The 12849-nt window shown below is 35.4% G+C and carries 17 protein-coding genes and 2 other annotated features; all 17 genes read right to left on the bottom strand.

Features of this window, described 5'->3' with window-relative positions; all coding sequences use genetic code 11:
* Positions 1–15: 15 nt before the first annotated feature.
* On the bottom strand, positions 16–1023 hold the full coding sequence (locus AC07SW_RS01865; protein ID WP_119908182.1) for a class I SAM-dependent methyltransferase: 1008 nt from the start codon (positions 1021–1023) through the stop codon (positions 16–18).
* Between the two features lie 210 nt (positions 1024–1233).
* Complete coding sequence (locus AC07SW_RS01870; RefSeq protein ID WP_494632146.1) at positions 1234–1566, bottom strand: hypothetical protein; 333 nt, start codon at positions 1564–1566, stop codon at positions 1234–1236.
* A 76-nt stretch (positions 1567–1642) separates the two neighbouring features.
* Positions 1643–1930: a 50S ribosomal protein L27 gene (rpmA, locus tag AC07SW_RS01875; protein WP_034569165.1), complete on the bottom strand. Its 288-nt coding sequence runs from the start codon at positions 1928–1930 to the stop codon at positions 1643–1645.
* 33 nt (positions 1931–1963) lie between these two features.
* Positions 1964–2296: a ribosomal-processing cysteine protease Prp gene (locus tag AC07SW_RS01880; protein WP_119908184.1), complete on the bottom strand. Its 333-nt coding sequence runs from the start codon at positions 2294–2296 to the stop codon at positions 1964–1966.
* Positions 2297–2313: 17 nt separating this feature from the next.
* Positions 2314–2622, bottom strand: coding sequence for a 50S ribosomal protein L21 (gene rplU, locus AC07SW_RS01885; protein ID WP_034558575.1), 309 nt, complete (start codon positions 2620–2622; stop codon positions 2314–2316).
* A gap of 15 nt (positions 2623–2637) precedes the next feature.
* Positions 2638–2713, bottom strand: a sequence feature (ribosomal protein L21 leader region).
* A 67-nt stretch (positions 2714–2780) separates the two neighbouring features.
* Complete coding sequence (locus AC07SW_RS01890) at positions 2781–3464, bottom strand: amino acid ABC transporter ATP-binding protein (protein ID WP_119908185.1); 684 nt, start codon at positions 3462–3464, stop codon at positions 2781–2783.
* 15 nt (positions 3465–3479) lie between these two features.
* Positions 3480–4115, bottom strand: a complete 636-nt coding sequence (locus AC07SW_RS01895; protein ID WP_193553846.1) for an amino acid ABC transporter permease — start codon at positions 4113–4115, stop codon at positions 3480–3482.
* A gap of 13 nt (positions 4116–4128) precedes the next feature.
* Positions 4129–4926, bottom strand: coding sequence for an amino acid ABC transporter substrate-binding protein (locus AC07SW_RS01900; RefSeq protein WP_135023968.1), 798 nt, complete (start codon positions 4924–4926; stop codon positions 4129–4131).
* 93 nt (positions 4927–5019) lie between these two features.
* Positions 5020–5276, bottom strand: a binding site (T-box leader).
* Between the two features lie 29 nt (positions 5277–5305).
* Positions 5306–6094, bottom strand: a complete 789-nt coding sequence (gene minD, locus AC07SW_RS01905; protein ID WP_034569156.1) for a septum site-determining protein MinD — start codon at positions 6092–6094, stop codon at positions 5306–5308.
* Positions 6094–6786, bottom strand: coding sequence for a septum site-determining protein MinC (locus AC07SW_RS01910; protein WP_034569153.1), 693 nt, complete (start codon positions 6784–6786; stop codon positions 6094–6096). Before AC07SW_RS01910 ends, minD begins: the two co-directional genes overlap by 1 nt.
* A gap of 62 nt (positions 6787–6848) precedes the next feature.
* Positions 6849–7370 (bottom strand): rod shape-determining protein MreD, encoded by a 522-nt coding sequence (gene mreD, locus AC07SW_RS01915; RefSeq protein WP_034569150.1) that lies wholly within the window; start codon positions 7368–7370, stop codon positions 6849–6851.
* Positions 7371–8222 (bottom strand): rod shape-determining protein MreC, encoded by an 852-nt coding sequence (gene mreC / locus AC07SW_RS01920; protein ID WP_119908188.1) that lies wholly within the window; start codon positions 8220–8222, stop codon positions 7371–7373.
* Between the two features lie 181 nt (positions 8223–8403).
* Entirely contained in the window at positions 8404–9417 is a 1014-nt protein-coding gene (locus tag AC07SW_RS01925; protein ID WP_034569146.1) for a rod shape-determining protein, read from the bottom strand.
* Between the two features lie 276 nt (positions 9418–9693).
* Positions 9694–9894 carry a cold-shock protein gene (locus tag AC07SW_RS01930; protein WP_034569143.1) on the bottom strand — a complete coding sequence of 67 codons (201 nt, stop codon included), beginning with the start codon at positions 9892–9894 and terminating at the stop codon, positions 9694–9696.
* A gap of 167 nt (positions 9895–10061) precedes the next feature.
* Positions 10062–10751, bottom strand: a complete 690-nt coding sequence (gene radC / locus AC07SW_RS01935) for a RadC family protein (protein ID WP_119908189.1) — start codon at positions 10749–10751, stop codon at positions 10062–10064.
* A 59-nt stretch (positions 10752–10810) separates the two neighbouring features.
* Positions 10811–11476: an HAD family hydrolase gene (locus AC07SW_RS01940; protein WP_135018655.1), complete on the bottom strand. Its 666-nt coding sequence runs from the start codon at positions 11474–11476 to the stop codon at positions 10811–10813.
* Positions 11477–11490: 14 nt separating this feature from the next.
* Positions 11491–12798 (bottom strand): bifunctional folylpolyglutamate synthase/dihydrofolate synthase, encoded by a 1308-nt coding sequence (locus AC07SW_RS01945; protein ID WP_494632149.1) that lies wholly within the window; start codon positions 12796–12798, stop codon positions 11491–11493.
* Positions 12799–12849 lie beyond the last annotated feature (51 nt).

A 12849-nucleotide genomic window follows, 5' to 3' on the forward strand; every position in this document is an offset into this window, starting at 1 on the left:
TCCTTTTGGGTTATATTAAATATTCTCTTTTTTCCAAGTATCGACTTCGTTCATAAAATGAACCATCGCTTTGGGATTCTTAAAGTCTGGAATTTCTGCTAGTAACACTTGCTTAGCTTGTTTAGCAGTTCCACCTTTTTTCTGAACCAAAAGAATTGATTTACGTGAATTTTCAGACTTGAATAACTCTTTAGGAAGATTCAACATTCCTTGTAAGTAACTGACGTCTTGAATTAGTTTTGTTAATGCAGGGGCTTCTTCTGTTTCAAACAGTTGTGTAGGAACTAAAAAGACACCTACGCCACCTTCTTTTAAATACTGTAAGCTTTGTTCAATCATTAAATGATGAGCGTATGAGTGACCAGTTTTAGCCGCTGTTTTAAACGCGCTTGCACGTTCATCTACCGGATAATAACCAACTGGCAAATCGCTTACTACTACATCAACTGGATCTACTAATAGATCTTGAATCGCATCTTGATGTGTCAATTTGATAGTTTGACCTTGTAGCCCTGTTAAAACAGCTGCCAACGAAAGCAATAAATCATCGATATCAATACCTTCTGCATCTAGTTCTACATGTTTAAGTTTCAAACTATTACTGATTGTGGAAAGTAAGTTTCCAGTACCAACAGCAGGATCAAGAAGTCGAATTGATTTTGTTGTATCTCCTATCATTTTTTCGATTAAGTAACTCATGATAAATCCAATCGCATCAGGAGTCATTTGATGATTTGCTTGCAGATTGTCTGTTTTTGCTCCTTTTAATAAAGCTAACTGAAAGGCTTTACGAATTTCTTCTGGCTCCATAGAATCAATAGGCAATGTTTGATACAAGTTTGTTAATTTCTCAATTACTGTTTGAGTGAGCAAACCATCAACTTGTCTTGCAACACGTCCATCAAAAATATTTTCACCAGTTTCTAAAAGGGCTTCTAAGTACGAAACATCCAGCTCTGATTGTATTAATTTAACCGATGTGTCCAATTTATTGAACAAAGTTTCAATCTCGATTTGGGGCACTTTTCCAACCTCATTTCATTACTATATCGCTATTTCATCTTACTTGGGTTAGTTATTTCCACTAATAACATAACTGTTTTGTGAAGTAGTATTCCCTGTACCATTTTAACGAATAACGGGCAAGGTTTCAAGCGCAATCCTCATCTTTCGTTAAAATTTTCAAAATAAAAATTTTTTTACAAACTAATTGGTTATTTTCTTTTTTTAATTTCAGTTTGTCATAGCAAAAAAGCTCAACAAACTAGCAATGAACAGGCATAAAAATAAAATACCATAATACTTCAAAGAAGATTTCCACAACTGGCTATTTCTTGAATTTTGGTATCCAAAATCATGCACTGGTTTTCTAAGTATAAGATACACTATTAACCCTGGAATTAATTGAAAAAGAACCACCAGTACAACAATTAATGTGCCGTTCATATTTCGTGCATTAGCATCATAATAAACCCACATCAATAGTTTGATGTACGCAATGATCCCTATAATAAAAATACCAAAAACTAAACCTATTCCTACAATCCCTGTTATTAAATCACTCATCGATTTCCTCCCTTAATTGAATTGATTGATAAAAAAAAGCTCTTCTAACAAGTAGAAGAGCTTTTTGAATTCGTGCTTATTGAGCAACTGCAGGATACACAGAAACTTGTTTTTTGTCGCGACCTTTACGCTCGAAACGAACGACACCATCACATTTAGCGAATAATGTATCGTCTCCACCAATACCAACGTTAACACCTGGATAAATTTTAGTACCGCGTTGACGGTATAAAATTGAACCACCTGAAACTGTTTGACCATCTGCACGTTTAGCGCCTAAACGTTTAGAGTTAGAGTCACGTCCGTTAGTAGTAGAACCGCCCCCTTTTTTGTGGGCGAAGAATTGTAAATTCATTTTCAACATATGAGTTGCACCTCCTGGTAAATTAATTGGTTGTTAATTCATTTTGACATACTCAGGATATTCTTCTGTAATTCCTTGAATCGATAGACGCAAGCTCTCAAGAAGAATCTGAGCAATATGAAACTGTTCGCCGGTAATGTCTTGTAGAATTTCAACATATAAATGTCCACCATTCACTGCGTCATCCATATCCACTAAGGGGTGGAAACCAGCTAAAGCTTCAATACTATTTGTTGCTCCAAAAGTCAATGCCGAAACAGCTGCACAGACAATGTCGCTGCCTTCGGGTCCTGACTCTGCATGTCCAGTTACTTCAAAAGAAACTAGATTTCCATCGCTATCGCGATTGAATAATGCTTGAATCATATCGAACACCACTTTTCTTAAGCGTTAATTGCATTAATAACAACTTTTGTATACGGTTGACGGTGACCTTGTTTACGGTGAGTATGTTTTTTAGGTTTGTATTTATACGTAGTAACTTTCTTTTGTTTACCATGTTTTTCTACAGTACCTTCAACAGTAGCTCCGGCGATTGTTGGAGCTCCAACTTTTGTTTCTTCGCCACCTACCAAGATTACTTCATCAAAGCTTACAGTTTCACCAGCTTCAACGTTTAATTTTTCAACGTAAATTGCTTGGCCTACCTCAACTTTAACTTGTTTTCCACCAGTTTTGATAATTGCGTACATTTATTCGCACCTCCTTATTAGACTTAGACTCGCCGTTGTGAGCGTCACAAGTGTGAACTTAAGACTCATTCCCGCGCGGTTGTAGTTGTGGTGCTACACATTTACAACAGTAATATCATACCAAATTTGATTCAATAGGTCAATCTTTTTTCGCGAATCTAGTGATTATCAAGGAATTCGTCTGAGCAAACAACTCTTGTTCCAATATCTTTTGCAAATTCATTGTCATGGGTCACAATTAATATTCCCGTACCATCGGCTGCTATTTCTTGAATCATTTTTCCAATTTCAATCGTTGATTCTCGATCAAGTGCTGAAGTTGGTTCATCAAAGCAAAGAATTGTTGGATTTAACATTAAAGCTCTAGCAATTGCTACTCGTTGCTGTTGTCCTCCTGATAATTCACTAGGCATCGCTGCTATTTTTTCATTTAAACCTACTTGATTTAACAATTCTTTCGCTTTTTTTATTAAATTTTGTTTCGTGTCAATTTTTTGAGCTAATGGGGCTTCGATACAATTTTCAAGAACAGTTAAATTGGGAAACAATTGATAATTTTGAAAAACCATGCCAATTTGATTATGATACTTGCAGATTGTTTTTTTACTTGCATACTCGATGATTCCATTTTGTTTCATTTCGCATAGCACAGTATCGCCAATTCGAATATTACCAGCATCTGCATTTTCCAAGTGATTAATCAAACGCATCAATGTTGTTTTGCCTGTTCCAGATTTCCCAATCAAGGTTACAATTTCACCTTTATTAAGGGTGAAATTGTAATCTTGAATAACAGGTTGTCCATTAAATTTTTTTGTCAGTTTTTCTACAGTTAGCAGCATCACGCTCAACCTCCTTTAAAAATGGATTTTCTTTTCGATATTAGTTAAAAATACTGTCACCAAGCCCGTAATCAATAAATAGATTATTCCTACTGCTACAAATGGAATAAGGGACGCATAGGTATTCGAAGCAATTTGACCTGCTCTTAGCAATTCTCCTAATCCTAAGATATACACTAAAGAGGTATCTTTCACTAAAGAAATCACTTCATTGCCGACTGAAGGCAAAACCATTCGACTGACTTGAGGAATAATAATTCGACGATAGCCTCTTATTTTTCCAATTCCTAAAACTTTTAGAGCTTCATACTGACCTTTTGGAACTGCCATAATTCCTCCACGAAAAATTTCTGCATAATAAGCCGTATAATTTAACACAAAAGCAATGATCGCAGCTGGAAACCTGTCCAATGTGATGCCAATTTGTGGAAGTCCGAAAAACACAACCATTAGTTGCAGCAATAAAGGGGTTCCTCGCATGATATATATATATAATTGAACGATTACAGAAATTCCTTTTGGTGCATAAACTCTTATAAGAGCTACTAAGAAACCTAATGGAATCGTAATTACTAAAATAATTCCAAATAGCAGTAAAGTTGTTTTCAAACCCTCTAATAATGAGGGTAATAAATCTATTATCATTGTCATCTCAATCCATCCTTTACTCGGCAAACCATTTTTTATAAATTTTATCGTAGGTTCCATCTGATTTTAATTCTTTTAGAGCTTCATTTAGTTTCATTTTTAATTTTTTATCATTTTTCCGTAAGCCAACACCATACTCTTCTTTTCCAAAAGTATCTTCCAATGTACGGTAGGTATCTGCTCCCTTTAATTTGGTGTAATAACGAGCCAATACTTCGTCAACTACAATGGCATCGCTACGTTTGCTTTCTAGGTCATTAAAAACATCGTTATTCGATGGAAATTCAATCAATTCTTTATTTTTAAAAGTTGCCAGCTCTTTTTTGGAGACTGCATCAACTGCACTTGAAGCTTGTTGAGCAGCTACCACTTTACCTGCTAGCTCTTTTTTTGTCTGAATTTCACTCTTTTTTAATACGATAATGGATTGACTATTTTCTAGATAAGCATCTGAAAAGGCAACTTTTGATTTCCGTTCTGGTGTAATTGTGTAGCCATTCCAGATTAAATCAATATTTCCGGCGTTTAACTCTGTTTCCTTCATCGCCCAATCAATTGCTTGAAAATCAATTTTTAAATTCAGTTTTTTTCCTACTTCTTTTGCTAAATCAACATCAAATCCGACGATTTCCCCTTTATTGTCTCGATAGCTCATTGGTGCAAAGGTATCGTCTAGCCCAACAACTAGCTTGCCACTTTTTTCAATTTCCTTTGTTGCATCAGTTTGATTTTTTTCATTTTTGCTATTGTCGCAACCAAAGAGTAATAGACATATTCCAATCATGCTTAATACTAAACTCATTTTAATCTTCATTATATTCGCTCCCCTTTATTTAGAATAGTTGTTTTCAATTGGCTGCAGTCCGCTTGGAAAACAAAAAAAGTCCTTTGATTTTCAAATTGAAAATCAAAGGACGACTATACAAGTATCGTGGTTCCACCTTTTTTTGCAACTTCCTCACGGAAAATTGCCTTATCACGTTCAAAACGACTAAACGTTAGTACTGTAACGGGTACACCCGAGTCAATTTACAGCTCCCAAATAGGTGAGGTTCAATTGCTAGCTCAGAGATGTGTGTTCAGAAACTAGTACTTAATTGCTTTCACCAAATGCAATCTCTCTACAAAGTCCTAATTCTTACTTTTTCTCTTCAAAGCTTTTATTATTTTTTATCACTATACCATAGAATTTTTTATTTGCCAAATAATTTTTGAAAAAAGTTTTTCTTTTCTTTTTTTAATGACATAAGTGGCACCGTTTCACCTAAGACACGTCTCGCAATATTACGGTAACCTAACGAAGCTGGATTTTTTGGGTCTAATACAATTGGATCTCCTTTATTTGAAGAACGGATTACACTATCATCATCAAAAACGATTCCTAATAGTTCAATTGACAGATGTTTAGTAATTTCGTCGATATCCAATACCTCACCGTCTTGCATCATCCGTTTACGAATACGATTAATGATTAGACGAGGTGGTTCCATTTCTGTTTGTTCAAGTAAACCAATAATTCGATCAGCATCTCGAACTGCAGAAATTTCTGGTGTTGTAACAACAATTGCCATATCGGCAGCTGCAATTGAATTTTGAAAACCTTGCTCAATTCCTGCTGGGCAATCAATTAAAATATAGTCATAATCTGGACGTAAACTGTCAACAATTTCTTTCATTTCTTCCCCGTTGACTGAACTTTTATCTGCATTTTGTGCAGCTGGTAATAAGTATAAATTATCGTTAAAACGTTTATCTTTAATAATGGCTTGATGCAATTTTGCTCGACCTTCAACGACATCGACAATATCATATATGATTCGATTTTCTAAGCCTAGAATCACATCTAAATTACGTAGTCCGATATCCATATCGATTAAACAAACTTTCTTTCCTTGTAAGGCTAAAGCCGTTCCAACATTGGCAGTTGAAGTTGTCTTACCTACGCCACCTTTTCCTGATGTGATGACAATCGCTGTTCCCATTACATTAATCCCCCTGTCACTTTGTCCATTTTAGGCCGCAGCACTTTTAGTTTTTCCACTGTTGCAAATTCAAGAATATGCAAATCATTGATGTACGCAAATTCTTTTCTATTTGACTCTATTTTTTCATGTGTTTTGTTTTCTATAATCTGAATATTGTCTGCTATTCGAATCTGTGCATCGGTTTGAAAATCAGCTACAACAACTGCACTATCATCGCCACTAAATCCAGCATGTGCAATACCTAGCAACTCACCGATAATAAAAATACTTCCATCCGCACGAATACTTCCACCAGGGTGAACCTTTCCAATCAATAAAATATCTCCCTTAGCTGTTAACGTTTGACCACTGCGGATTGTTTGGATTTCCATTTGCAAGCTGTTTGCTTCATGCCACTCATTCGCCGTATCATAAGTTAAAACGTCAGACTTTATTTGCTTGATTTGAAATTGACTATTTGTTGAAATTTTAGTTGTTAATTCATTAACTTCAGCTTCAGATAAAAGGCGCTTTCCAGTTTTAATTTCAAGAGAAATAACCTTTTTATCTGCTTCTTTTGATTTATTTTCAGCTAATAAGTTCGCTAGCAATTGGTCTAATTCATCATGAATCGTTCCAATTGCAGCTGTATCATCTAAAGTTAAGACAAAACCATCTTTTGTTCCTTTTAACGTTACACTTTGTTTCACTTTAACAACTCCCAACGCTTTTCATTGATTGCTTATTCTTCGTTATCAACCAAAAACCAAACCTACATTTTTTCTAACTTCATCATAAGTTTTTGCAGTGGGTAGTACAAGAAAATAAAGATCACCACATTTAAAAGTAAGGTTGGACCTAGTCGCTCTACCATAAAAGTATTAAAATCCATTGTCGTTTCTTTTAGAATCGTATAAAAAAAGTATAAGGTGGTTTCAACCAAACTTAAGTCAATAATGAACATCATTCCAACAACAATTGGATTTGGGTGCAGTACCTTTGTTAATTTTTCAGTAATGTATACGATAATTGGAAATAGTGCAACATAGATTCCTAACACTCCAACGTAATAACTGTCAAATAATAGTCCAAAAAGAATCGCGATAACCAACATTCTATTTCTCGGTAAATAAAAGGACATCATTACTAGTAAAATCACTGTCAAGCGAGGAACTAAGATATAGTCGCTGCCATACAACGTTTCTGAAAATAAAGCCGCTAAAACACCATCTAGTAAGAAAAAAACGAAAAGAATTAATGGTGGTAAAAATGAACTTTTTAAATTTGAATTCATTTACTCACCACTTTCAGCTTCGCGTTGAATAATTGTTACATAACGAACATCATTTGTATCAGCAGCAGGCGTAATATACGCTACTTTTGATAGTCCATGAGCATCTAATTTCACTTCATCAACGGTACCGATTAATAATGTTGACGGTGTAATTCCACCTAAACCAGATGTTACAACTTTGTCGCCCTTTTTCGGTTCAGCATCTGTTGTGATTTGGTCCATTTTTAAGCGTTTTGTTTCTTTGTCGTATCCATTGATAATGCCATGAATTTGTCCTGACTCGCTTTGTACTAAAGCCGCAACTCGGTTCTTCTTAGAATCGACTGTCGTAATTAATTGGACTTTTGAACTTGTTGGACTCACTTCTACTATACGTCCAACTAATCCATTACCAGCCATGACAGACATCCCTTTTTCAATTCCATTTTTACTGCCTTTATCCACGATAATCTGATCAATCCAAGAGTCAGGATTTCGACCAATGACACTGCCTGTAATTTGATTGTAATTAGACAACGTTGACGTTAACTCTAACTGCTCTTGCATTTTTTTATTGTCTTGTTTTAAATCTGCTAATTCAACTTGCGTTTCATAAAGTTTATCAATTTTTGATTTTAACAATTGGTTCTCTTCATAAGTATTTTTTAATTCTTCCACAGAATCAATAAAACTTACAACTCCATTGGCTGGTTTTGAAAAAATACGACCAGTAATGGCAGTAATGTCATTGGTGAATTGTTGGACGATTGGTAATTTCGCTCTTTCCTTAATTGAATAGGCAATTAATCCCATACAAACAATTACACTGACTAATAAAATAATTAATTTTTTATTTGAAAAAAATTGATGCAACTCGTCACCCCACTTTGCCTTGAAGGCCTTCTCTATTTTACCATATTTCGTTTGAAATACTAATATTATTTTACATAAACTTATTTTCTTGAAAAAACTTGTTGGTTTTAACTTATTAAATAGAAAAGAAGCGGGAAGTTTGTAGACTCCCCGCAGTTTCTAAACGTATTTTGGTGTCTGTTTATCGATTTGCTTTTTTCTTAAATAAATCAATATGTTTCAATGATTCACCCGTTCCAATAGCAACGCAATCTAATGGCTCGCTTGCTACAAAAACAGGAACTTGTGTTTCATCTGCAATCACTTCTGATAAGTTTCTTAATAAAGCTCCACCACCAGTTAGCACAATTCCGTGATCAATTACATCAGAAGAAATTTCAGGTGATGTTTCTTCAAGTGTTTCTTTAACTGCCACTACAATTGCTTCTACCACTTCTTGAAGTGATTGAGAAACATCCACGGCAGAAATTTCGATTGTTTTTGGTAAACCAGTTAATAGGTCACGTCCTCGAACGCTCATTTCGCCATATTCTCCCGCTTTATCAACAGAGGCACAACCGATTTCCATTTTAACAGCTTCAGCTGTTCTTTCACCAATTAGTAAATTGTATTTTTTGCGTACATAATGAATAATTGCATCATCTAAACGGTCTCCGGCCATTCTAATTGAACGACTGCTTACAATCCCGCCTAATGAAATAGTTGCAACGTCTGTTGTTCCACCACCAATATCTACAACCATACTACCTGTTGGGTCCATAACTGGCAGTCCTGCACCGATTGCTGCTGCAAATGGTTCTTCAATAATGAAGGCATCTTTTGCTCCAGCCATTCTAGTTGCGTCGATAACAGCACGTTTTTCAACTTCCGTTACGCCACTTGGTACACAAACCATTACATATGGTTTTGAACTCGTTTTTCCAATTGTTTTTTGGATATAATATTTCATCATCGCTGCAGTTGTTTCATAATCTGCAATTACGCCGTCTTTCATTGGGCGAATGGCTACGATTGAACCTGGCGTACGACCTATCATATTTCTAGCTTCTTCACCAACAGCAACAATTTCTCCTGTTGATGTGTTTTTTGCTACAACTGAAGGCTCTCTCAAGACAATCCCTTTACCATCTGCATAAACCATGGTATTTGCGGTTCCTAAATCAATTCCAATATCCTTACTACCTAATCCAAACACATTACTTCATCCTCTCAACTATATATCCATGATTCATCCATCAAAAATCTTATTATTTTTAGATTCACTTAACAGTATATCAAAAAAAATCCAATTATGCTGTAACAGTACTCATCATACTGCAAAAACATTGATAAAACATTAATATTGTATGTATTTTAATAGAATTTTAAATATTTATACGCTTTGTAAAACTTTTGATACTTAATTTGCCTTTTTGACATAAAAAAAGAACCAAGTATAAATACTCAGTTCTTCAAAATTTTTAAGTTAAGCTTACGCTTTTTCAACGTTTGCTGCTTGAGGTCCGCGAGCGCCTTCTTCAACTTCGAAAGAAACTGCTTGTCCTTCTTCTAAAGTTTTGAATCCGTCTCCGCCGATAGCTGAGAAATGTACGAATACATCGTCACCGTTTTCGCGTTCGATAAAACCAAAACCTTTTTCTGCGTTAAACCATTTTACTGTACCTTGTTCCATAATGAAATTCCTCCTCGTGCGTTTTGCACATAATATTTGATATTCTTGCTTAACGGTACGAATTGGAATGTTTTGAAACAATCTTTTCTTTACCTAACAAAAACACTAAATTAATTATAACACGTTCATTTTTTTTACACAAGGAAAAAGCATAATTTATTTTAAATTTAAATCGCTCCCATTTCTTTTAGACTGATATAAGAATCTGAGCCAATAATAATATGATCTAATAATTCGATTCCCATCAACTCCCCACATGTTGCCATTCTTTTGGTAAATGCAAAATCTGCATCTGATGGCGTCGGATTACCTGATGGATGATTATGTGCCACAATAATCCGTGCAGCAGCATAGCGGACTGCACCTCTAAAGATTTCTCTTGGATGAGCTACCGATTGACTTAAGCCCCCAACAAAAGTCGTTTCCTTTTTGATAATTTCGTTTTTAGTGTTGAGAAAAAGTGTAATCACGTGTTCTTGCTGTAAGTCTTTCATTTCTTTGATTAATCGTTTGCCTATTGTATGACTTGAGGTTACTTGACCTTTTTTTTCTTGAGTGGCTAAGGCAATTCGACTTCCTAATTCAATTGCTGCTCTGATTTCAATTGCTTTTGTGCGACCAATTCCATTTACACACATTAATTCTTCCAAGGAAGCTGTTTTTAAATAATACAAGTCTTCAAATGACGCTAAAAGACTCATCGACAAATCCACTGCACTACTATCCTTTGGACCTGTTCTAAGTAGAATCGCCAATAATTCATGTGTAGATAATGCTTTTTCACCATCATTTTCTAACCGCTCACGGGGTCGGCTTAACTTTGGCATTTCTTTGATTAAATTGTGAGTCAACCTCATTAAAAAACCTCCCTTCTCGAATAACTATTCGCAAAAAAGAGAGGTTTCATTTATTTTAATTAACGTTTATTTTGTTGATCAATATAAGCTTTTACAATCGTTAAATTTTCATAAATTTCAAGTGTTTTTTCAACTGCTTCTTCGCCTGGCGGAATCAGATCGGGAACCATAATGACATCAATTCCTGCATCAAATGCGGCTCTGATTCCATTGATTGAATCTTCCAAAATCAGTGTGTTTTCTTTTGCAACGCCTAAGCCTGACCAGGCTTTTTCAAAAATTTCTGGATCTGGTTTTGCTCGTTTCACTTCATCGCCAGATACAATGTAATCAAAACGACCTGTCAGCTCTTCTCGTTCAATAAAGAGATGAATCATTTCTTTTAAGTTACTAGAAGCGACTACCTTTTTGATATTTTTCTCTTCTAAATAATTTAATAACTCCATGAATCCTTCTTTAATAATTAAGCCGTCACGTCTGACAATTTCTTCCACGCGCTTGCGGCCTTCTTTAATTAAATGCGCCACTTTTTCCTCATCTTTAAAATCACGGTAAAGATTTTCATGCAACTCTTCATCGGATGTTCCGACATATTTCAAATAATAGTCATACGTAAAATCTAAACCAATTTCATCGGAAATTTCTTGATTTGCTCGGTAGTAAAGAGTCTCTGTATCAAAAATTAAGCCGTCCATATCAAAGATTACTGCTTCTATTTTTTTCAAAATTTCCAACTCCTCTAATTGTTTTCTTCTGATTTAAAATAATGACGGACTTCAGAAATAAAATAAAGTGAACCTGTAATCAACAACACATCGCTACTGTCCATTTCGTTAATGGATTTAACTAATCCCGTCTGCCAATTTTCTACTATTTCAACTGGACCCACAACTTGATCAGCCAACTCTTCACCTGTAGCCGCTCTAGGATAGTCGAACGTTGTCACCATTAAATGCATGTTCTGAATCGTTTGTAAATGTGCCATCATGGTATCTACTGACTTGTCTTTTAGTGCAGCAAATAAAACATAAACATCTTGATCAGGAAAATCACGTTTAAGAGTTTCCACTAAACGAATCACTGCAGGTTCGTTATGGGCGCCATCCATCACAATCAATGGCTGCTCATTTATTTTTTCCATTCTACCTGGCCAAAAAGCTCGTTTAAGTCCTCTTAGCATTTGCTCATGGCCTACAGCTAATCCTGTTTCATGACTGTAAATCCGTAGCGCTTCAAGGGCAACTGCTGCATTTTCTACTTGATGCTCACCTAACATTGAGATTTGAGCTTGTCGTAGGCAAATATAGTCATCTTCAAAGGTGAATTGCTCTCCCCATGTCGGTAATGTTTGCCATTTGGAAACCAAAAACTCTTTGCCAAATTGACTTTGCGGACTATCTTGTTCAATCGCTATTTTTTCAATAACTGTTAAGGCTTCTGATGGGATTTTTCCAGTAACAACAGGAACACCAGCTTTAATAATTCCCGCTTTTTGGTAGGCAATTTCAGCAAGGGAATTACCTAAAATGTGCATATGATCATAACCAATGGTCGTAATCACCGATACTATTGGCGTCACAACATTCGTTGAATCCACTAATCCGCCTAAACCGACTTCAACAATTACAACATCAGCGTGCCCTTCGCCAAAATACTGAAACATCATACTGTTAACGACTTCAAATTCAGTTGGACCTCCAAGTGGGGTTTCATCTAATTCCATCACATACGGATAAATTAAATTCGCTAAACGTAAAATTTCTTCATTTGAAATCGGTTCTCCATTCACACTAATTCGTTCGTTAAAGCTTTCAATATAGGGTGAAGTAAATGTTCCTACAGTCTGACCCGCTGCTTCTAACATACTTCTAAGGTAAGTAACAGTCGAACCTTTTCCATTTGTTCCTGCGACATGAATCGATTTAAATTTTCTTTCTGGATGATCTAATTTTTTCATCATCCATTCCATTCTTTTCAAGCCTGGTTTGATTCCTAAGGCTAAACGACTGTGAATCCAAGTCAACGCTTCTTCATATGAGTTAAACAAATCGATCCCACCATTTCTTTTCAGTTAGTTCTTTACTATGAATACTATTAT

Source organism: Carnobacterium sp. GW821-FHT04C06 (assembly GCF_059420345.1).

Excerpts from the sequence above, each read along its gene's own strand:
- AC07SW_RS01880 (WP_119908184.1), bottom strand. The coding sequence starts at position 2,296 with ATGATTCAAGCATTATTCAATCGCGATAGCGATGGAAATCTAGTTTCT.
- rplU (WP_034558575.1), bottom strand. The coding sequence starts at position 2,622 with ATGTACGCAATTATCAAAACTGGTGGAAAACAAGTTAAAGTTGAGGTA.
- radC (WP_119908189.1), bottom strand. The coding sequence starts at position 10,751 with ATGAGGTTGACTCACAATTTAATCAAAGAAATGCCAAAGTTAAGCCGA.
- AC07SW_RS01890 (WP_119908185.1), bottom strand. The coding sequence starts at position 3,464 with ATGCTGCTAACTGTAGAAAAACTGACAAAAAAATTTAATGGACAACCT.
- mreD (WP_034569150.1), bottom strand. The coding sequence starts at position 7,370 with ATGAATTCAAATTTAAAAAGTTCATTTTTACCACCATTAATTCTTTTC.
- rpmA (WP_034569165.1), bottom strand. The coding sequence starts at position 1,930 with ATGTTGAAAATGAATTTACAATTCTTCGCCCACAAAAAAGGGGGCGGT.
- AC07SW_RS01900 (WP_135023968.1), bottom strand. The coding sequence starts at position 4,926 with ATGAAGATTAAAATGAGTTTAGTATTAAGCATGATTGGAATATGTCTA.
- AC07SW_RS01895 (WP_193553846.1), bottom strand. The coding sequence starts at position 4,115 with ATGACAATGATAATAGATTTATTACCCTCATTATTAGAGGGTTTGAAA.
- minD (WP_034569156.1), bottom strand. The coding sequence starts at position 6,094 with ATGGGAACAGCGATTGTCATCACATCAGGAAAAGGTGGCGTAGGTAAG.
- AC07SW_RS01930 (WP_034569143.1), bottom strand. The coding sequence starts at position 9,894 with ATGGAACAAGGTACAGTAAAATGGTTTAACGCAGAAAAAGGTTTTGGT.
- AC07SW_RS01870 (WP_494632146.1), bottom strand. The coding sequence starts at position 1,566 with ATGAGTGATTTAATAACAGGGATTGTAGGAATAGGTTTAGTTTTTGGT.